14 protein-coding genes are annotated in these 20,246 nt (G+C 59.5%); 2 read left to right on the forward strand and 12 right to left on the reverse strand.

The genetic code is table 11. The annotated features are described in order from the left end of the window. Positions 1-4: 4 nt before the first annotated feature. Positions 5-2,470, reverse strand: a complete 2,466-nt coding sequence (locus HZB60_03345) for a T9SS type A sorting domain-containing protein (GenBank protein MBI5058803.1) — start codon at positions 2,468-2,470, stop codon at positions 5-7. Positions 2,471-2,971: 501 nt separating this feature from the next. Between HZB60_03345 and HZB60_03350 the strand changes: the two genes are divergently transcribed. Beyond that, positions 2,972-3,916: a hypothetical protein gene (locus HZB60_03350; GenBank protein MBI5058804.1), complete on the forward strand. Its 945-nt coding sequence runs from the start codon at positions 2,972-2,974 to the stop codon at positions 3,914-3,916. A gap of 76 nt (positions 3,917-3,992) precedes the next feature. Here the strand turns inward: HZB60_03350 and HZB60_03355 are convergent, their stop codons facing one another. The 3 genes from HZB60_03355 to HZB60_03365 form a co-directional block, all read right to left on the reverse strand. Then, on the reverse strand, positions 3,993-4,445 hold the full coding sequence (locus HZB60_03355; GenBank protein MBI5058805.1) for an Rrf2 family transcriptional regulator: 453 nt from the start codon (positions 4,443-4,445) through the stop codon (positions 3,993-3,995). 79 nt (positions 4,446-4,524) lie between these two features. Further along, positions 4,525-6,036 carry an alpha-amylase gene (locus HZB60_03360; GenBank protein MBI5058806.1) on the reverse strand — a complete coding sequence of 504 codons (1,512 nt, stop codon included), beginning with the start codon at positions 6,034-6,036 and terminating at the stop codon, positions 4,525-4,527. Positions 6,037-6,066: 30 nt separating this feature from the next. Then, a complete protein-coding gene (locus tag HZB60_03365) occupies positions 6,067-9,963 on the reverse strand; it encodes a carboxypeptidase regulatory-like domain-containing protein (protein MBI5058807.1) in 3,897 nt (1,298 codons plus the stop codon). 109 nt (positions 9,964-10,072) lie between these two features. On the opposite strand from HZB60_03365, the gene HZB60_03370 reads away from it, so the two are divergent. Beyond that, positions 10,073-10,573 carry an FKBP-type peptidyl-prolyl cis-trans isomerase gene (locus HZB60_03370; GenBank protein MBI5058808.1) on the forward strand — a complete coding sequence of 167 codons (501 nt, stop codon included), beginning with the start codon at positions 10,073-10,075 and terminating at the stop codon, positions 10,571-10,573. Between the two features lie 136 nt (positions 10,574-10,709). Here the strand turns inward: HZB60_03370 and HZB60_03375 are convergent, their stop codons facing one another. The 8 genes from HZB60_03375 to HZB60_03410 form a co-directional block, all read right to left on the reverse strand. Further along, the gene (locus HZB60_03375; GenBank protein ID MBI5058809.1) at positions 10,710-11,042 is read right to left on the reverse strand and encodes an endonuclease domain-containing protein; all 333 of its coding nucleotides are present in this window, start codon (positions 11,040-11,042) and stop codon (positions 10,710-10,712) included. A 112-nt stretch (positions 11,043-11,154) separates the two neighbouring features. Then, on the reverse strand, positions 11,155-11,937 hold the full coding sequence (locus HZB60_03380) for a hypothetical protein (protein ID MBI5058810.1): 783 nt from the start codon (positions 11,935-11,937) through the stop codon (positions 11,155-11,157). After that, positions 11,930-14,344 (reverse strand): Eco57I restriction-modification methylase domain-containing protein, encoded by a 2,415-nt coding sequence (locus HZB60_03385; protein MBI5058811.1) that lies wholly within the window; start codon positions 14,342-14,344, stop codon positions 11,930-11,932. Before HZB60_03385 ends, HZB60_03380 begins: the two co-directional genes overlap by 8 nt. A gap of 4 nt (positions 14,345-14,348) precedes the next feature. Continuing rightward, positions 14,349-16,307, reverse strand: a complete 1,959-nt coding sequence (gene acs, locus HZB60_03390) for an acetate--CoA ligase (protein MBI5058812.1) — start codon at positions 16,305-16,307, stop codon at positions 14,349-14,351. A 154-nt stretch (positions 16,308-16,461) separates the two neighbouring features. After that, positions 16,462-16,746 carry a hypothetical protein gene (locus HZB60_03395; protein ID MBI5058813.1) on the reverse strand — a complete coding sequence of 95 codons (285 nt, stop codon included), beginning with the start codon at positions 16,744-16,746 and terminating at the stop codon, positions 16,462-16,464. Positions 16,747-16,836: 90 nt separating this feature from the next. Further along, positions 16,837-17,259, reverse strand: coding sequence for a DoxX family protein (locus HZB60_03400; protein ID MBI5058814.1), 423 nt, complete (start codon positions 17,257-17,259; stop codon positions 16,837-16,839). Between the two features lie 5 nt (positions 17,260-17,264). Further along, complete coding sequence (locus tag HZB60_03405; protein MBI5058815.1) at positions 17,265-17,603, reverse strand: divalent-cation tolerance protein CutA; 339 nt, start codon at positions 17,601-17,603, stop codon at positions 17,265-17,267. A 304-nt stretch (positions 17,604-17,907) separates the two neighbouring features. Beyond that, on the reverse strand, positions 17,908-20,124 hold the full coding sequence (locus tag HZB60_03410; protein ID MBI5058816.1) for a hypothetical protein: 2,217 nt from the start codon (positions 20,122-20,124) through the stop codon (positions 17,908-17,910). Between the last annotated feature and the right edge of the window lie 122 nt (positions 20,125-20,246).

Below are 20,246 nucleotides of genomic sequence, written 5' to 3' on the forward strand. Positions count from 1 at the left end.
ACTCTCAGCGAATGAGGACGACCGGAACTGTACGGTCGGATGTTGGGGTCCGAGCGCACACGATGTAATAGCCGGAAGGGTAGGAGTTCATATCAACGCGGAGGGTGTGAAAGCCCGCGGACAACGGTCCTAAGTGATTGATGTTGATCTGGCGTCCCAACGCATCAAAGAACCCGACAGTGACCGGTGAGGTCTGAGACAGATCCAGTGTGATGGTTAGAGTGGAGTTGAACGGATTCGGATAGGCATGGAGCGCGAACGCGGTTGCCGGGACGGCCGGCCGTTCCGCCACACGCCAGCTGGGAGCGAGCGTCAGCAGTGTAACGAACTGGTCCTGGCCCGCTTGAAACGTCTGGTAAGCATCGTCAGTGATCGGATAATCCGCAGACCACGTGTAACCGCACATCCAGACCGAATCGGCACCTTCGCTGAACAGCACACCGGAGACCCCGTCAGTGAATCGCCCGCCAAGGTACGTGCTGTAGATCAGACTGTCGAGCGCCGGTGACAGAATCGAGAAGAAGTTGTCCTGTGACGTTTGATTTACTCCATCATTGAATGTCGAGTCCAGCGCATCCCCGGTGAGCAGAAAGTCGCGACTGTTCGTAGATCCAGCGACGAGCACGGACCCGTCGGCTCGTAACGCGATCCCAATGCTATAAGCCCCGCGCTCGCCTCCCAGTCGCGTTGACGCGCTGATCGTGGCGGGCAAGGTCACTCGGGTTACAAAGGTCTCCCAAAAGAAACACGGGGTGGTATCGACTGCTCCCGGCGTGAGGGGAAAGGAATCCGAACGGGTCGTACCCGCGAGGATGACTCCTTGGTCTTGCACGACAATGTGCACACAGTTGTCAGCAGCCTCCCCACCAAGATAGCTGCAGTAGTCAACGCGGCGTTCTGAGAAATCGAGTTCAGCAAAGAACCCGTCCCAGTCACCTTCCGGCATGACCCGTAAGGCATCGGGTGTGATTGGAAGACTCCCGCTGACACCGCCTGCATTGCCGCAAATCCAGACGTGCGACTCGTCAATCGGCAGGATGTCGATTGTATACACGCTGGATCCCAATACGTTACATGGGAACAATGTAGAGTAGATAAGCTGCTGCGCGTTCGGATCGAAAACCGAGATGAAGCTCCCGATTCCGACGGATGCCGTAAACATGGCGTCCGGAGTCAGTGGGAAGTTTGCGTAGCTACTCCCAACCGGACCGCACAAATAGATCACATCGGATCCGGGGCGCTGAACGGCGGCGTACACAGACTCATCCGAAACGCCGCCAAGAAATGAGGAGTAGTCAAGCGCCGTCCCGTCCGCCGAGAGGATCAGGACATACGCCTCATAGCTGCCTTGGAAGCTGTTATCGAACGGATCGCCCGCAAGCGGCCAATCGCTGCTCTGCGTGCTTCCGCTGGCGAAGATCCGCCCGTCGCTAAGCCCGATGACATGTCTGCCGCCGTCGTAGGCCGAGCCGCCGACAAACGTTGAGAAGATAAGCGCTTGATCAGTCGTATTCAACACGCCGACAAAGATGTCATGCAGCCAGACGATCTGTTCCTGATAGGCACCGGGCGTAATCGGGAAGCCCGGAAAGTCCGTTGTTCCGGTAACCGCAATGTCGCCCGTCGGCGTGCGCGAGATACTCTCGATTCCTTCTCCTTGACCGAGCGCCGAGCTGTAGGCGATCAGCGGATCAATCACCAATTCCTTGCTCGCATCAAGAGCCGAAGCCAGAACGCCGTACCGATTCGCGTCAAGCACGGCGAATTGCACCCCGACATCACGCTGATGCCTGCCGTCGATCTGATACGCCCACGGTGCTTGCTCCTTCAAATCTCCCAGCGATGTCGCAAGCACCAAGTTGCCTGAGCCATCAACTCGCAGCGGCGCATCGAGCCCTTCATACTCAATCTGAATTTGCGAAGCATCGGCTCCGGGATGAACATGGTAGTTGGTCTTGATCCCCGGCGCGTCGGCGACAAACTCTACATCAATCCCCGGCCAGACGTTCTCCGCGATCACGCGCTGATAGTGTCCCACGCGGCTCCGCCACCTGCACGAGTCCCGGCCCAAGAAGTAGTTCGAGTAGCTGGGCAACCTGTCAACCCCCCTTAGTCCCGCCACAGAGTGGGGGGAGAGCCGATTCACGAAGTTCATTTTCAGGACGTGACCACGAACCGATGCTGGCTGGGGCTCCTCTTCCCCCCTTAATCCCCCCATAGGATATGGGGGGAGACCAGAAAGAGAGACATGCCCTTGCCGGTCGTGCTGCCGAATGTCGATGGTCAAGCCCTGCTCGGTGACAAAGTACGTCGTTCCACCGGTACTCAGCTTGAAGGCAAAAGGCTCCTCCCATTGGCCCTCATTCGCCACGAAGAACACACTGGCGGGCGCTGCAACCGTCTGGTGGGCAACCCCCATGACGGGATTGGCCGCAAGCATCGCAACGAGCGCCATTAGCAAGAATAGCATGATCGATCCTGTCTTCATCTTATCGCGGGGCCAGTGTTTAAGCATGGGTTGGTCCAAAACAAAAAACACCCCGCTGCAGGCAGCAAGGTGTCGAGGTTTGGGTTCGGTGGTTGATGTCCGTCGGGGACAGCAAGATGCAGAAGTTGTCGAGGCATCGGAGCGTGGCGGTTAGTTCCGCAGAGCGTGACCATCCAAGATACCACCACCGCACGGACTTGTCAAGCGCCTCCCCGGGTCTCGGTATATTCTTATGTTCAATATTTCAGCGTTTTTTAATCAACTTTTCTCTTGACATAAAGAGGATTCTTTTGTATATTACAAGTTGGGCCATGTTTTCCAGCTTGCTCCCATCGCCGACACCCACAGGGCGGGATTTCCCTTGCGGGCACAGTGACCCAAATTCCAAGTTTTCATGAAGTAAGCCCCATTTCGTTTTGTCAAGATATGTTCCCATTTCGAGTTTCAGGTTTCAGGTTTCAAGTTTTTCCCCCACCCACCCCCATGCCCCGCATCCTAATCCTCTTGCTCATCGCCACGTCCGCTTTCGCCGACGTCACCTACAAACGGAAGTCCTCCACCCTCGGCTTCGGCGCCTCCGAAGGCACCGCCACTGAATACTTCACTACCGACCGCTCCGCCACCGAATCCTCGACACGCTGGACCCGCGGCATGATGAAGACCATGACCGGCGGCAAGGAAGTCGCGTCCACCAATATCGTTCGCCTCGACAAGGAACTGGTCTGGGATGTCAATCCTAAGGAAAAGGAATACAAGGAAATGACCTTCGCCGAGTTCCGCGAGCTGATCAAAAAGCTCAACGAAGATGCCGGCAAGGCCGAAGCGGGCGAGCCTGTTGACACCACGACCGAAGACATGTACGAGTGGAAAGTCGAAACACTCTCCGATCCCAATCCGAAAACCATCAACGGCTTCGCGTGCAAAAATCTGAAACTCGTCGCCACGGGCACCAACAAGCAGGATGCCAACGATCGCGTCATCATCACCTTCGATTCCTGGAATTGCCCGGCTGTCCCCGGTCAGGAAGAAGTGACGGCCTTCAGCGCAGCCTATGCCAAGGCGCTGGGCTTCGATATTGAAGCCGCGCGTCCCGGCTTTCAGCAGGCCATCATGCTCTATCAGAAACAGTTCGAGCAACTGGCCGAAGCGGCGAAAGCAGCTCCCGGCCTCGCGGTCACGAGTCTGGTCGAAATCAAGCGCAATCAGCTCGTCGGACCGAAGCTCGGCGCGGTGATGAAAGAGGGCATGAAGAACGAAGTCATCGGCAAGCTCCCCTTCGGCAAGAAGAAGGAGCCGAAACAGGAAGCTCCGAAATACGAAGAGCGCGTGAAGTTCAGCGTCCAAACCGAGCTCCTGGAGGCCAGGCTCGGCGCCGTGGAGGCGGCAAAGTTTGAAGTTCCGGCCGGATTCAAGCTCAAGCAGAAGTGACCGCAGCTTGGATGTTTCAATGCGAAACGGGCGAGGTCAACACCTCGCCCGCTTCACGTGCTTACTTCGCCGTCGCCTATCGTTTGCGTCTGGCCTTCGCGTCCTCCGGCCGCATACTTCCGTCCGGTCGCATTCGCGCGAGCTCCGCGACATTCGTCTGCCGCAGGAATCCCATCACTTCGAGCTTTTGCGTCTTCCAGCGGTGATGCACCGGGCACGAATCATTGTCGCTGCAACGGCCCAGACCGAGCAAGCACTCGTCGGTCAACGCCACGCCCTCGAAGATGTTGAGCACGTCCAGCAGGCTGATCGTGCGCGGATCAACCGCGAGCTCGAATCCGCCGCCCGGTCCGCGTGTCGAGCGAACCAGACCCGCCGTCGTCAGCGTGCCCAGGATTTTGATCAGGAATTGCGCCGGGATCGACTGCTCGCTGGCGATCCGTGTGCTCAGAATCGGGCCTTCATGGCGATACGTCGCGAGGCAGGTCAGCGCGCGGATGGCGTACGAGGTCGGTTTGGAGAGTAACATATCAGAGTAACAGGTCTGTTTATCGTAAAATAATCTGCGAACCTGAAACATGCAAGCTCGCGGAACGGAAATCTCGGATTTAGTCGAGGGTCGAGTCGGAATTCACCCGGAGCTCGCAGTCAAACGCGTGCGATTCCCACGGCTCCATGTCGAGATACAGCCCGCGCATCATGAGCTCGACGCCATCGCGTTCGAACACTTTGTGGCTCAGGAGATCGCGCAGCACGACGGACTTGCCCATCAGATTTCCCAGCGCCAGATCGACCCAGCATTGCGAGCGTGTGTCGGCGGCGTTCAGGAAGATGCGCGTCAGTTCGCGCCGTGCTCCGTGGTCCGCGCCGGCGGGAGCATCCCACGCCATGCCGAGGATTCGTTCGCTCGCGTCGTTTCCCACCCAAGCCGGGCGCGGCGTCAGCAAGGTCCATGCCCCCCGGCGCACGGACCGCCTCGCCAGCACCGGGAACAGAAGCGCGTAGCCCGCGGCGACCTGCGCGTCGAGCTCTTCGTCGGGTTCGCGTTTCAGTTGTATCGGCAGGCGAATCCGCTGGCCCGTGGTCTGTCCGTCGAAGATCAGTCGCGATCCCGGCAGCGCATACACCCACGCCGCCAGCGACAGTGCCTTGCGCGGCTCAAATCGCGCGGCAATTCGCGGTTCATCGTGATTTTCGAGAAACCGCAGCCAGCCCTGATGCGTCGCCGTGGGCATGTCGAATCGCTCGCGACGCAGCGCATCGCCGCTAACGATGCGATCGAGCAATCCCTTGTCGTACGTGAGATCGAAACCGAATTCGCGCAGCTTCGCTTCCATCCCCCAGTACACTTCGGCGATGAACACGAACTCCGGATGCAGTGACCTCACCTCGCGAATCGCGAACGGCCAGAACTCCGGAAACACGTCAGGTGTCAGCCACGTCTTCTGAAACACTTCGCGCGTGACCAGCATCGCCATGTCGCAGCGCACGCCGTCGCACAGCAACGCCACTCGTTGCAGCTCCCCGAGCATCGCCTGTTGCAACTCCGTCCGGCGGTAGTCCAGTTGCGCGGTGTCGGTCCAGCCGTCGAAATAGGGATCGCGACCGTGCGCGACGATTCGCTCGCCCTCGCGCGTGTCGGCGAAAAACCAGTTATGCGGCGCGTGCTGAAACTGCTCTCCGGAACCCTGCACGAACCGTGCCGGATGATCGTGGATCCACGGATGATCGCGCGCGACGTGATTCGGAATGAAATCGAGGATCAGGCGAATCCCCCGCGCCCTCATTCGCCGTCGCAAATCCTGCAACGCCTCCGCGCCGCCCCATTCCGGGTTCACGTCGTACCCGCGAATGGCATACGGCGATGCGCCCACGTCCTCGTCACGCCAATCGGGCAACGCTTTCGCGTATTCACCGCGCAGTCCGGGATGCGCCCGCGCAATCTCCGCCCCGCTCGCGCTCGGCAGCCACACGCCCATCAGCCAGACCGCGTCGTAGCCCGCTGCGCTCCACTCATCCAGTACCTCATCAGGCACGTCCCGGAACGACGGAGCGTGCCCGTCACCAAGCCGTTTCAACCAGCAGCGTGTGTTGAGTTCAAGAATCAGTCGTGGATGCATGGGGAGAATATCGACGGCGTCTGCTGAAGACTATTTCAGCAAGACCAGTTTCTTCGTATTGACGTAATCACCGCTGTTCAGGCGGTAGCAGTACACGCCGCTGCCGAGCGCTTGCGAATCGAGCGTCACGCGATGCGTACCCGCCGGCAGATACCCGTCGATCAGCGTGGCCACCGCTTCGCCCAGCAGATTGTACACGCGCAACGTGGTGGTCGCCGCTTGCGGTAACTCGAACTCGATCCGTGTTGAACTGTTGAACGGATTCGGATAGTTTTGCGCCAATTGGAACGTATGCACGACTGGCGGCTCCGGGGCGGTCGAACCGAGCGGCGTCAGCTCGAGGTCAACACGATTCAGTGAGTCGATGTAGATGACGACGTTTTCGACCTCCATCATCTCATAACCCGCCGCCGTGACGCGCAGGGGATACACCCCCGCGCGCAGCGACTGCCGTGAGAACTCGCCCTGCTCATTCGTGGCGATAGAATCCGTGGCTCCGATATAGACCATCGCCTGCGCGATCGGCGATCCGCTCAACGCATCCGTTACGCGGCCGATGACCCCGCCGAAGTGCGGTACCACATCGGTCGTAAACGTGACGGCGAGCCCCGCCGACAACGGCGCCGCTCCCGAAGCGCCCACGTTCGCGTAGCGATATTGCAAGCCAACCAAACAACCCGGCGCTTCAATGCCCACAGTGGCGAACGGGATGTCCTCGAAACCCGTGACATCATGCACCTCCTGATACTGGAAAATCACGATGCCGCTTCCGTCGAGTGCGGCGAGATGACCCGGATCAAGCAGCACGATCTGAAAATTCTCATTCAAACCGCCATTGATCGAACGCGCCTCCCACTGAATCATGTAACGGTGATTCGCCGCGTCAAAATAGTCCCACACGCCCAGACCGTCGCCGAGCGTTCGCAGATCATCCCAGAACGGCGCGAGCAGCGCATCGGGCGCCATCGGCCCCGGAATCGGATAGTTCTCGTTCTGATCCTGGTCCGTGCGATCACCGAACGCCGCCCAGCCATTCGAACAAATGGTAATAGTCGACCACGCCTGCCCATAGAATATGAACTCGAACGGCAAGGTCCGCAATCGCGACATGATCGAATCCGCGCTGAATTGCTCGCCCGGATCATTCAGGTGCAGATTGGTTCCCACCGCGCGAATGTCAACCCAATCGTAGGCCTGCGTCGGCGAGTACGCCGTGTCCGTATTGTCGTACGCGTAGTAGCCGTAAGCGTCCGGTCCGGACGGGTCGGACGTTGCGCGCGTGCCGATCACCAGATCAAATTGCAACGTATCCGCATACGGCGCGGCGGCTCGAACGATCAGTCGCAACGGCACTGGCGTGCCGGGATAGGTTGCGGCGACGGCCCTGACCACCGGAGCCGGCCCGTCCTGAAGCGTCGACGTGCCCGGCGGTAGTCCCGGAAATGTCGTGTGACCCTGCTCCACCAGCACAAACGGCGACAGCGATTGCAGCTCCGCGGTAACCTCGCTTAGTGATACGGTGCCGGTATTCGCCAGCACCAGCGTGAGTGAAACCGTCTCGCCCGGATCCAATCGGCCGTTCCCGCCCTGAATCTCCGCGCCCAGCAAATACGCCCGCGGTGCGTATGCGAGCAACGGAATTACACTGCAACTGGAAAAAATGCCGCTCCGACACGTGATCGAAAGCGGAATGCGCTCCTCGTCGTTCAATTCCCACGACGCCTGCAAGCGCAGCATAACCTGCGCCGAGTCCCCCGGCGGGAGTGATGCGATCTCCGCGGTCCCGGACAGCACGACCAATCGCGGATTCGGACTCGTGAGTTCGACCCAAATCTCCTCCGCCGTCTCGCTGCTGCCGTGATTTCGCACCCAGACCGGCAGTTCGATCACCTCGCCCGGCTCCAGATGCCCATTTTGATTCCCCGCGCTGCCCTCCGTACCGCCGTCAATCACGGAGTAGTTCACGGCGTTCAGCGCCAAATCAGCGGGCGCGCACGGGATCGTCATCAGGTACGGCTTGTGATTCCGGAGCGAAACACACAGGGACATCGTCCCGGCGGTCATTATCGTCACCGGAACGTCGGCGTGGCCCTGCGCATCCGTTCGCAGTTGTGCGAACGTCTCGTCGGCTTTGTAAAGCACGACCAGCGCATCGGCCACAGGATCGCGGCTGAGCGAATCGAGCACGTGCACCGGCACACAGTTCGCGCCCGGAGCCAGCGTCGTCGGATGCTCAACCTCCAGCGGTCGAATCCGCTCCGTCCATAGCGCCAGCGCCGGATCACCCATCAGGTTCGTCCACCGAATCGTGCCGTCAATGAACGGTCCGCCCCCGGGGAACACGTTCCGCAGTACCCATTTCGCTCCGACCAGCGCCACTCCCAGATTCTCGACACCGAGATTGCAAATATTATAGACCAGTCCGGCGCTGATCGGATTGTTGTACTGTTCGTGCGTATTGGAGGTCGCCGTGCCGATACAGGCCACGCCGCCTTTCGGATTGGAAGCAGTCCCCGCGATCAACCAGGCTTCACTGAGCGACGTGCCTTGATCGAAGTTTCCGGTGCCGCAGGTGATCGTCAGCACGACTGGCAGTTTCGCTGAGGGATCGAGACCGAACGGAATCGCGGGATCCATCTGGCCGATGAACGAACCGCGCCAGAAGAAATAGCCGGCGCCGCGACCCAAATAGTACCTCAGCGTGTCGATGTCGGTCGGTCCCACGACGACATAGGGGCTGTCAACTCCCGTGTGTTCGATGAACTGATGTCGGCTCCAATTCATCGTATTGCGGTTCTCGATCGTATTGCCCTCGATGTTCGCCCAGAGTAGCGCGCGCCGCGTCCACATCGTGTCGTCCAGCGCGGGGTTGCGCTCATAGTTCATCAGCTTGGCATTCACCGTGGCCAACTCAGCGGCCGAAGAAACCGACAGTCGCCCCACGGTGATATCCTCCAGCTCATCACCGTTGTTGCCGAGTCCAAACGTGTGATCGTAGTTCGGGCCATCCGTCGGCATCGCCAGCGTACCGGCTTGCGGATCGCCGATAATCGTGACATATTCAAGCGGCGGATCGAAGTTGGCATAGGCCATCTGGATCGCTACGCGCATTTGCGGAACGGTCCAGCTTGCGCGCGCATCCACCGCCACCGCATAGCCCAGCATCCGCTTCCAGTTCGCCAGCGAGTCGGCGAACTGCACGACGGAGGGATGATCGCGGCAGAGGATCAGATAGCTGCCGGGCGTGGTTGTTATGTCGTCGAGCGCGCGGTCATTGAGATTCGCGATCACGCCGCGATACAAGGCGGCGTAGGCGCCCGACGGCCGGCGCGGCTGCGTGAGCTCGTTCTCACCCGGTTCATCCGTACTCACCAACTCGCACTCGAGATTGCGATAGACTCGCGCCTGCTGTGTGACCGGATTCACCTGCACCGGGTAGAGGGTCAGGCTGACCACGCGAAAATCACGCATCACCATGGGCTCGCTGACCTGCACCGGCGACGCGGGATACCATGCGTCCTGCGCATAAATCCCCGGATCCCGGTAGCCCGCATCAGTTCCGGCAAACGGCGGTACGTCCACTTCGTCGAGTGACTCGTAGTCCGCGGCCGTGACCTGCCATTCCACCGCGCCCAGCTCCGCCACGCGATAATACCGCGTGACGTGCGGCAACGCGGGGGCGCCATCGACCATCAGCGTGGGCTCGCCCGGGAGTTCAAACGTGACCTCGTCGAGCGCGCCCCTGCGCGCGGTCGATCGCGCGACCTCGGCGGCGGCGAGCGCGATTCGCGTGCGTTGGGGGTCAAGGTTCGAAATCTGGAGTGCGGTTGTGCCCGTGGCCGTCGGCCGGACGTACGGCGTTGCCGCGCGGGCCGGGCAGCCGAGGGCTAAGGCGATCAGTGGCAGTGCGAGCAGGCGGGAGAGCATGGCGGATTCCTGCGGAATCGTCCGCTTGAAACTTTCAAAAAAATCTGCTATCTTAGGAGCTTCTACCGGCTGCGAATAGTCCGAATCCACCCCCATAGGAATGTACGAAATGAAAACCGTTTTGGCAATCGCTCTGGCCGCCGCCGTCATCCTGACGGGCTGCAATGAGAAGAAGACCGCCACGACCACCGAAACCACCGCTCCGGCGGCCACTGAGAAGAAAATGGATGCAGCAAACACCCCCCTCCCCGGCGTGCCGGTCAGCGGTCAGCCCGTCACAACCCCCAGCGGCCTCAAATATTACGACATGACCCCCGGCACCGGTGCCTCGCCCGCGACCGGCCAGACTTGTGTCATGCACTATACCGGCTGGACGACCGACGGCAAGGAGTTTGACTCCTCCGTGAAGCGCGGGCAGCCCTTCGAGTTCCCCATCGGCCAGGGGCGGGTGATCAAGGGCTGGGACGAAGGCGTGGCCTCGATGAAGATCGGCGGCAAGCGCAAGCTCGTCATTCCTTCAGAACTTGGCTACGGTGCGCGGGGTGCCGGTGGCGCGATCCCACCCAACGCGACCCTCGTCTTTGACGTCGAACTGCTCGGCCTAAAATAGGCTCCCCCAGATTGCAGTTATTGCAGAGGCGGCCCGCGGGGCCGCCTCTGGTCGTTGTGGGGCGTTTGCGTGCAAACGGAACCCCCCTTCGGTTCCCCCCAAATTGGGCAATTTGGGGGGAAGGCCCGACTCCCCCCTAAATGTCTTCATTTGGGGGGGCAGGGGGGGTGATTGCGTCGAGAATTACCCCCACAACGCCTTCCAAGTTGTTCACCACGTCCCGGTTCGCGAACCGGATCACTGTGAAACCCATTTCGCACAGAAACGATTCGCGCGCTTTGTCGTGCTGCTGCGCTTCGTCGCTGCCGTGCGTGTCGCCATCGACTTCAATGACCAGTCGATTTCGCGGCGCGCAGAAATCCACGATGAACGGACCGATCGGGTGCTGACGGCGAAAGTGTACACCAGCTGCATGCCGCCGCAACGCTCGCCACAAGCGCTGTTCGATGGGCGATGGCGACTTACGCATGTCCCGCATGTGTTGCCAGTTTTCAGGCGGTACCTGATGCCAGATGGTCTTCATGTTACTCCGATGTCTTCTCCCCCCTCAATGTCTTCATTTGGGGGGGTAGGGGGGGGGGTTAATTCTGCCCCTCCACGAGCCGGATTTCGGCTTCGCTCAGCCCATACAGTTCATAAACCAGCACATCAATCTCGCGGTCCGTGGCGGCGATCCGGCGCGCTAACTTCTCCTGTTCGACGGGCGACTTCGTTTCCGGCAGCCGCCGGTTCAGTTCCAGCATCGTCTCCACCAGCTTCACCATCCGGTCATGACGAGATTTGTCGGCCTTGTCCTTGAGGTCGATGGTGCGGATGGGAAGTTGTTCGATGTATATCCTCTGCTGAAGTAGACGGCCCCGCTTATCCGCATCACCCAAAACTGAACACAGCCGCATCAGGAATAACCACATCAACTTCGAATTCAGCAGCCCAAGAAGATATGGGTCTTTGCGCGGGATAATGAATGTGGTCTTGTTGCTGTACAGTTGCTCATCATCGAAGGCGAACCGCGACTCCATCGCGATTTCCGGATACACAATCTTCGGCTGCTCGAAAGCGTCATAGTAATCGCATGCCCTTAGTTCCCACCAGAAGTCGCCCTGATCCTGCCGTGCGATGGCTTTTGTTTTATGCGGCAGGAGATGCTCCCAAAGCGCCGGATAGGTCTCGCGAAACCACTTGGTCGGGTCCGCGCCCTGAGGAGCGTGTTCCAACGTCCAACCTTTCCGGATTGCGATCACATATCGGTCGAACTCTCGGATATGATATTTCCTCACATCATCGCCAACGACAAACGGTTTGATTAGTTCCGCGCTCTTCTTGTGTGCTTTGATTAGTGCCTTGCGCGTCTCGCCGTCAATCACAAAGGCCTCGTTGTAGCCCGGTGAGAATGCCGCGATAGATTTGATTCTTTGCATAGTCACCGAGCGGCACGCCGCACGCTTTCATCTTCTCGATGATGTCCAACTCGCCCGTGCCCGTTAGCGCCCAATTGTAGCCGCCAATCGCTCTGTTATCAAGCGTTTGACCGACAGTGTTGACCTCGTTCTCCAACGAGTCGAAGTCCAGTCGTTTGATGGGTGCGTAGATGAAGCTCTGCTCCTTGGCGTCACGCACTTCGGTCAAGACAATTACTGGAAATGTGGCGGCATCCTTGAAGACCTTGAGTTCTCCAAAATCAATCAGCTCATGAATCCGCGTCTGCTTCGCGATGAACTCGCGCAGCGGCCCGCCGTAGTCCGCGCGCATCCATTTGTTGGAACAGATCATCCCAAACCGTCCGCCCGATTTCAGCAGACGGTGGCTCTGCTCAACAAAATAAGCATAGAGATCGGCGACACCGTTGTAGACCTCAAACCTTGTTTTCGCGTACTCTTTGAATTGCTGCCCCAGACTCTCTTGCCTCACATACGGCGGATTCCCGATCACGGCGTCAAAGCCGCCCTGCTTGAAGACCGCCTTGAACTCGGTCTGCCAGTCGAACGGATTGATGCGGGAGATCTCGTCGGCCGATAGGCTACCTCCCGAATGAACCCCCCTTCGATTCCCCCCAAATGAAGACATTTGGGGGGAAGGCCCACTCTGCTCCCCCCCAAATCTTTGATTTGGGGGGGCAGGGGGGGTTCTCGGGGAGAGGATGTCCGTCCCAATCAGCGAATTGCCGCACTTGATGTTCGCGCCGAGATCGGGTAGCGCGCGATGCCGCAGCTTGAGTTCGCCCTGCACCGTGTCCTTGCTCTCGCCTTCAAGCACCTTGAGCAAGAGCGAGAGCTTCGTCACCTCCACCGCCTGCGCGTCAATATCCACACCATAAATATTGTTCAGCAGAATCCGCTTGCGCTCTTCCAAAGTCAGCTTCCAACCGCCGCCGGAAGCTTGGTAGATCGGGAGCTTGCGGGAACGCAACCCCCCTTCAGTTCCCCCCAAATTAGGAAATTTGGGGGGAAGGCCCGACTCTTTCCCCCCCAAATCTTTGATTTGGGGGGGCAGGGGGGGTTCTGTGTAATACCGCAAATGCCAATCCAGCAAATGCTGATACGCGCCAATCAGGAAGCTCCCCGAACCACAGGCCGGATCGAGTACGCGCAGCTTGCTCACCTCGTCCGGCGTCTTGCCCTCCAATAACTTACCGACCGTGTGCTTGACGATGTAATCGACAATGTACGTCGGCGTGTAATACACCCCGCCCGCCTTCTTGACCTCGGGCTTGTACTCGACGTCAACCGTCTTGCCTTTCAGGTAGATCACCTTGCCCAGGAACTGCTCGTAAACCTGCCCGAGAATGTCCGCCGGAAAGACCGAGAACTCGTACGGACTCTCGGGATAGTAGAGCGACTTGAGGATCTCCTTCAGCAGCTTGTCATCGATCGCGAGCGACGGAGTGAGCGCGTCCACCGCCTCGGCGCGCTGCTCTTTCGGATTGAAATGAAACAGACCGGAATTGTAGCGCTCGTCCGCCGCCTGAAAGCGCGTGACCAGACCCCGGTAGGTATCGGTGCCTTTCAGCAGCGATTTCAGCCCGCCGTACTCCTCGATCCCGCGATCTTCGCACACCCGCAGGAACAACAGCCGATCAATCGTGCGGGCTACGGCGAAGTTCAAATCCGCCGCCGTGAGCTGCTTATTGCGCAAGAGCAAATTGCGCGCGAGCACCGTCCGCCACTCCTCGATTTCTTTCAGGAATTCGCCGTCAACCGTATCCGTGCCGCGATGCTTGCCACCTTTGTCGATCGCATATTTATCGAATGAGCCTTTGAGCAACGCTTCACGCGAGAAGGTGCTCTCCAGAAATTCCCACTTGGCCGTGAGCTCCGTGTACTTGAAATACTCGATCCGGCGCAACTTGGAGGGATCATCCTTGACGGGCCGCCAGCGGCAATCATAGACCGCGAACTCCTCGAAGTTCGTCAAAATCGAGAGCGGCAACTTCGCCGACCAGGCATAACGGCGTAATTGATAGGCCGGCTCGGGGTCATCCTTCACGAACACCCGCGGCTTCTTCGCCTCGACGAAGAACTTGCGCGTCCCCCCAATGCGAAACGCGTAGTCCGGGGCCTTAGTCGATTCGCCGACCTTCAGTGAATCTTCGTGGATGACGTCGCGATAGGCTTCGGCATATCCCGCGCGGTTGTCCATGTCCCAACCCAGCGCCCCGAACAACGGATTCAAAAAATCCTGCCGCAGTTGCGCTTCGTTATAGGAGGCGGAGCGATAGCCGTCGTAATTGCGCTCGAAGCGCTCGCAAAGGTCGGCGATTAGGGATGGAGCCATCGGCTTACTTCTTCAGTTTCTTGTGCGCGCGAATCAGGAAATCAACCACGGACGGATCGAGCAGCGTGCTCGTGTTGCCGAGTTCTTCGTATTCCCCTTCGGCAATCTTGCGCAGGATGCGCCGCATGATCTTGCCGGAGCGCGTCTTGGGCAGTCCCGGCGTGACCAGCACCTGCTCGGGCATGGCGATGGGGCTGATGTCATTGCGCACATGCTCCTTCAGTGCCCCGAGCATTTCGTCCTGACTCATGCCTTCGGCTTCCACGCGCGGTACGACGAACGCGAAGATCGCGGTCCCCTTGATCTCGTGCGGGACGCCGACCACCGCGGCTTCGGAAATTAGATGATTGGCGACCAGCGAACTCTCGATTTCGGCGGTGCCGAGCCGATGCCCGGCGACATTGATCACATCGTCCACGCGGCCCGTGATCCAGTAGTAGCCGTCTTCATCGCGACGGCAGCCGTCACCCGTAAAGTAGTGCCCTTTATAGTGCGCGAAATAGGTCTGCCGGAAGCGTTTGTGATCGCCGTAAATTGTGCGCGCCATACCCGGCCACGGCCGCCGGATGCAGAGATGGCCGCTGACCCCGTTGCCGTGCAGCTCCTTGCCGTGTTCATCGACGAGCATCGGATCGACACCAAAAAACGGCAGCGTTGCCGAACCGGGCTTCAGGTCCGTCACGCCGGGCAGCGGCGTAATCATGATCCCGCCGGTTTCGGTCTGCCACCAGGTATCGACCACCGGACACTTGCCCTCGCCCACGACGTTGAAATACCACTTCCACGCTTCGGGATTGATCGGTTCGCCGACCGTGCCGAGAATGCGCAGACTCGAGCGATCGTACTTCTTCACCCACTTCTCGCCTTCGCGAGCCAGCGCGCGGATGGCCGTCGGTGCCGTATAGAAACTGTTCACACGATGCCGCTCGACGAGACTCCAATAGCGACCCGGATCAGGATAGACCGGCGTGGACTCGAACATCACGGACGTTGCCCCATTCGCCAGCGGGCCGTAGATCACATAGCTGTGACCGGTAATCCAGCCCGCGTCGGCCACACAGCAATAGATGTCGCCGGGGTGATAGTCGAAGACGATTTTGTGCGAGAGCGCGGCGAACAGCAGATATCCGCCTTGCGTGTGCAGCACGCCCTTGGGTTTGCCGGTTGAGCCCGACGTGTACAGGATGAACAGCGGATCTTCGGCGGACATCCATTCGCAGGGACAAGTGCCGCGTTCATTGGCCATCGCTTCTTCCAGCCAGACGTCGCGGCCGAACTTCATCGGCACCTCTTTGTTAGTCCGCTTGGCGACGAGCACATGTTTGACAATGTCGGAGCCATCCAGCGCGTCATCGACGATTTCTTTCAGCGGAATCGGCTTGCCGCCGCGCATGCCTTCGTTCGCCGTGATCACAACCGTGGCCTGCGAATCGATAATGCGATCCCGCAGTGAGTTGGCGGAGAAGCCGGCGAACACGACCGAATGCACGGCGCCGATTCTTGCGCAGGCGAGCATGGCATAGGCGAGCTCGGGCACCATCGGCAGATAGATAATCACGCGGTCGCCCTTGCGCACGCCGGCGTGCTTCAATACGTTGCCCAGCCGCGCGGCCTCCCACTTCAGTTCGCGGTAGGTGATGTGCCGGCTTTCCGACGGTTCGTCCGCCTCCCAGATAATCGCCGTGTCGTCGGCCTTCTCCGGCAGATGACGATCCAGACAGTTGAACGCGACGTTCAGCATGCCCCCCTGAAACCAGGTCACCTCGCCGTCATGAAACTCGGCTTCCAGCACTTTGGTCCACGGATGGTACCAGTACAGACTCTTGGCCTGATCGGCCCAGAACTGCTCAGGTTCGCGGATCGAACGCTCGTAGAGGCGCTGGTATTCTTCGAGGCTCTTGATGTGCGCCCGCACCGGCGAGCGGTAGGGGGTGCGGATGATGTCACCGTGAGAAGGGGTCATGGGAAGAAAGGGCTGTTGCTACCGAGTGGAAACGCAGTGGCAATATATACGGAATCTGCGGCGGAAATTCAATAGGATTGGGGCGAGGATAGCAAACGAGCGACCCGGAAGGTCGCTCGGAGCATAAGCGGCGGTAGAGATCGGCCAGACCGCTCTACCCGGTCACCCGCTTCAGTTCCTCCGTCAGCCGGTTCAGTTCGTCCTGATAGTAGCGGACGCGGGCGACGAGTTCCTCGATGCGGGGATCGACGAGGCTGACCGCGGCTCCTTCAATGAGATAGCCGAACACGGCTTCGCCGAGGCTGGCCTGCGCGGCTTTGAGTCGGCGCTCCGCCTGAAACATGTCCATGCGCAGTCTGCCCTGCCGCGCCAGATCGTCCGCGCGGTCACGCATCTCACGCAGCCCTTCGCGGACCGTGGTCTTAAGGTCTTCAAGCATGAATTGGATTCTCCTGTCTTGGAACGGCGGAACATTCCGCCCCTAATGTTGTGACGACAGGCGAGGGCGGATGGTTCCGCACGGCGCAGCTTATTTTTCCTTCTTGACCGGCGCGGACTTCCGGCCGCCTTTGCCGCTGGGATGTACGGCGAATGGTCCCGCGCCGTTCAGCATAAAGAAGATGCAGACCACGAGATAGGCGACGGCCTTCTCCCGTTGCGGGAACGGATCCAGTGCCTGGCTCACGAAGGCGGCCACGGCCATCACGGTTCCGCCGGCGAGCGCCGCCCAGCGAGTCCAGAGGCCGATCAGGACGAACAGGCCGCCGAACAGTTCTGACGCGACCGCCGCCCACGCCCAAACGAGCGGGACGGGAAAGCCCATCGGCTCGACCGCATTCATGGCGAAATCGCCCACGCCGCGTTCGAGCTTGCCGTAACCGTGGTACATGAGGCCGACGCCCAGCGCGATGCGCAGCCACAGAATCGCCAGATCGGTGAGCTTGTTCTTCATGGAGTCTATAGTTTCATTTCCGCGCGCATCCACTCGCGGTAGGACGCGCTCACACCGACGGCTTCAAAAACAAGAAACTCGGGGACTTCGTAGGGATGCTCCTCGGCGAAGTAGCGTTCCAGCTCCGGCAGCTTGTCACGGTGCGTTTTGAGGATCAGCAGCACCTCGCGGTCCTCGGTCATGGTCTCGCTCAGCCAGAAGTAGCGCGACATGACCTCCCCGATGGCACTGACGCAGGCCACGAGCCGCCGCTCGACAAGCCCCCGGGCGAAATCCCGGGCGTGGTCCTCCCCGGCAACCGTTGTATATATGATAATTTCACCACCACCGGCTTCCATGACCATCTACCCTCGGGTTCGGGTTACGATTCACGCTGCATAATATAGCATTTTTCTTGCGAAAGTGCAGTGTAGGATGAATCTTGTAGCGGCGCACCGCGTGCGCTCGGGGTCCCCGCCGAGCCGGGCGTCCCCGCTCTTCCCCCGCCGAGCCGTGCGTCCCCGCCCGGCCGGAATCCTCTTCGGTTTCCCCCCCCCACATCCTGTGGGGGGCCGGGGGGGAACTCGGATTTCAGCGTTTCAGCGTTTTCTTCCCCACGCGGGCGTTCGGAATCGGCATTTCAATTTTCGATTTTCGATTTTCAATTTCCTATTTCACCACCACCACCGGCAACACCTGCAGCTCGCCCCGCCCCGGCGCAATCGCCACGAAATATTTTCCAGACGAGAATTCCCCGCCGCGCAGATCGACGGAGTAGTTGACGATCCCGGCGCGCACGATCACGGCCACCGGATTCACCAGCCGGATCGTCACCATCGCGTTCGTCGGATTAGGGAAGAGCGTAACCTCTGTTTTTTCCGGGATGAACCGCCAGCGTTCACGACTGCCATCGTAAATAGAGTCGGACTTCGTGTACAAGTAGAATCCAATGTCTGGAATCATGGGTAGCCCCATTATGGTTTTCGGCCACCCCGCGCTGACTTCAAACTGCTGGATACCGACCGGTGGCTGCTCGCAGTACTGCTCCCAGTAGCCATCGCCCGTTCCCCGCCAGATGCCCTGCAACGGAATATAGACATACACAAACTCCGTCGTGTCCCAGTCAAAGGCGACCTGTGTCACTTGCCCCGTATTCGGTAAGTTGCCGAAGCAGGAATGCCAGTTGCCGACGCCGTCTCCGTCATTACGGCTGAATGCGCTGTCGCCATAGTTCGCGAAGAATCGCCCCAGCGACCGTTGCGGCCAAATGTAGCGCGCGGCGTGGCCTTCACTTCCGGGAACGAGCTGCCAGGACTGCCCGCCAGTCGTCGAGTAGAACAGACCGCCCGGCCGGTCAAGGAATGCGGTTCCTGAGCACAGCAATGTCTCCGGTTCGGAGGTATAGTAGACGACATCCTCGATCCGCATACTGCGCGGAAGGATTTCACCGTACGTAAAGCTCCACGTGCGGCCCAAGTCAGTGGTGCGTGCGATTCGCAGCGAATCGTGATCCTGTCGATAGTTGGCAATAAAGAACTCGTCAGGGTTGTCCGGCGACCAGTCCACGCCGCCACCGCTCTGGTAGTCATAGCGCCACCATGCTGTATTCGTCACATGGTGGAAGCTCGACGCGGCATTGGTGGAAATGGCGAAGTTCATCCCGCGAGCGAGAATATGCTGAGGATCCGCTGCCGATGCTGGTCCGATGAACTCGAAGATGTCATCACCCCGCGGTTCTTCCTGACTGCCCGTCGGCTGCCAGTTCCGACCGGAATCCGTGCTCCGCCAAAGATCCGCATCCGCGCGAATGAACCCCGTGATCGGCGAATAGAAGATGTCACTGGGCAGAAACCGACTCCAGTCCGGTGGGGCAAGATCGATCAAGCGGAATGCCTCGCCAGGCCCGGGCCGGTAGTAGTAGTACGAGGTCATCGTCATCGCCCGGCCTTCCGTTCCAGAAAACGCATAGAATTCAGGTCCGGCTCTTGAATTGCTGAAATTGGACGAAGACGTCCATGTCCGACCGCCATCAAATGACTCATGAAGCTTGCGCTCGCCTGCGGCGAATAATCCGTACCAGTGGTTGACGTTCACACGGTCCTGAACAATGTGGCCGATGAAGTAGATCGAATCCGGAGCATGGTACAGCGTATCAAACGTGGCACCGGCGTCTAGTGACTCCAGAATGTAGTAGTTATCTCCGCTGCCATGGTCGCCGACAACCAGCAACCGGTCGGAGTTTGAGTGATCGACGTTCCAGTCGCGATACCACGTGCGCGTGCCGAATCGATAAACCTGCTCGTAGGAGTCGTCGGCAAGATTCAAGTGATACATGCGATGGACATTCGCCGACGTCCCGAGGAAATACACAAATCCGGCAGGGTTGACGATCTCTGATACTCCCAGAACCGACGGCACAAGGTCAAGCCGCGTCCACGTCACACCGTAATCGGTGGTCTTCCACGGATCCTCGGATTTGGGAAAGAAGTACCCTGTTGCCGGTTGATCGGGCAGCCAGACCATCTGCCCGGTGGATCGATAATCTGACTCAATCACAAACTGCCAGGTCGCCCCGCCATCAGTGGTTCGAAACAGAGAGTCCGGATAGGCCTCAATCGATTCTTCCATAAAGCCGAACCAGATGGAGTCCAGCGTCGGATGCTGGAACAACTGCACGGGTCGCGCCAGCCAGGTCGGCCGCGTAAACGGAATCAACTCACTGCTGAAGTCACGGGTGTTCACCCGGTACATGGAACCCACATCGCGATCCAGGCAAAACCAAAGGCACACATCGCCGTTCCAGTGACCCTCGGTGTAGGGACCCAGGGCAGTGTGTGGTGCCTCCTGTGTCCATTCGTTCCAGCCAGCAAACGCAAGGTCTGGCAACAGGATAGTAGACAGGCCCCCCCAAAACAAAACACACCTCGCCGCAGAGCGCAGCAAGGTGTTCAATAGTCGAGAATTAGAGCGGCCGAGGAGCAGGTACGGGCGTCGCGGCATGGTCAGAA

Source organism: candidate division KSB1 bacterium, assembly GCA_016214895.1.
GTDB lineage: Bacteria > Electryoneota > RPQS01 > RPQS01 > RPQS01 > JACRMR01.

Coding starts and splice junctions, on each gene's coding strand:
- HZB60_03345 (MBI5058803.1), bottom strand. CDS start 2,470: ATGCTATTCTTGCTAATGGCGCTCGTTGCGATGCTTGCGGCCAATCCC.
- HZB60_03350 (MBI5058804.1), top strand. CDS start 2,972: ATGCCCCGCATCCTAATCCTCTTGCTCATCGCCACGTCCGCTTTCGCC.
- HZB60_03355 (MBI5058805.1), bottom strand. CDS start 4,445: ATGTTACTCTCCAAACCGACCTCGTACGCCATCCGCGCGCTGACCTGC.
- HZB60_03360 (MBI5058806.1), bottom strand. CDS start 6,036: ATGCATCCACGACTGATTCTTGAACTCAACACACGCTGCTGGTTGAAA.
- HZB60_03365 (MBI5058807.1), bottom strand. CDS start 9,963: ATGCTCTCCCGCCTGCTCGCACTGCCACTGATCGCCTTAGCCCTCGGC.
- HZB60_03370 (MBI5058808.1), top strand. CDS start 10,073: ATGAAAACCGTTTTGGCAATCGCTCTGGCCGCCGCCGTCATCCTGACG.
- HZB60_03375 (MBI5058809.1), bottom strand. CDS start 11,042: ATGCGTAAGTCGCCATCGCCCATCGAACAGCGCTTGTGGCGAGCGTTG.
- HZB60_03385 (MBI5058811.1), bottom strand. CDS start 14,344: ATGGCTCCATCCCTAATCGCCGACCTTTGCGAGCGCTTCGAGCGCAAT.
- acs (MBI5058812.1), bottom strand. CDS start 16,307: ATGACCCCTTCTCACGGTGACATCATCCGCACCCCCTACCGCTCGCCG.
- HZB60_03395 (MBI5058813.1), bottom strand. CDS start 16,746: ATGCTTGAAGACCTTAAGACCACGGTCCGCGAAGGGCTGCGTGAGATG.
- HZB60_03400 (MBI5058814.1), bottom strand. CDS start 17,259: ATGAAGAACAAGCTCACCGATCTGGCGATTCTGTGGCTGCGCATCGCG.
- HZB60_03405 (MBI5058815.1), bottom strand. CDS start 17,603: ATGGTCATGGAAGCCGGTGGTGGTGAAATTATCATATATACAACGGTT.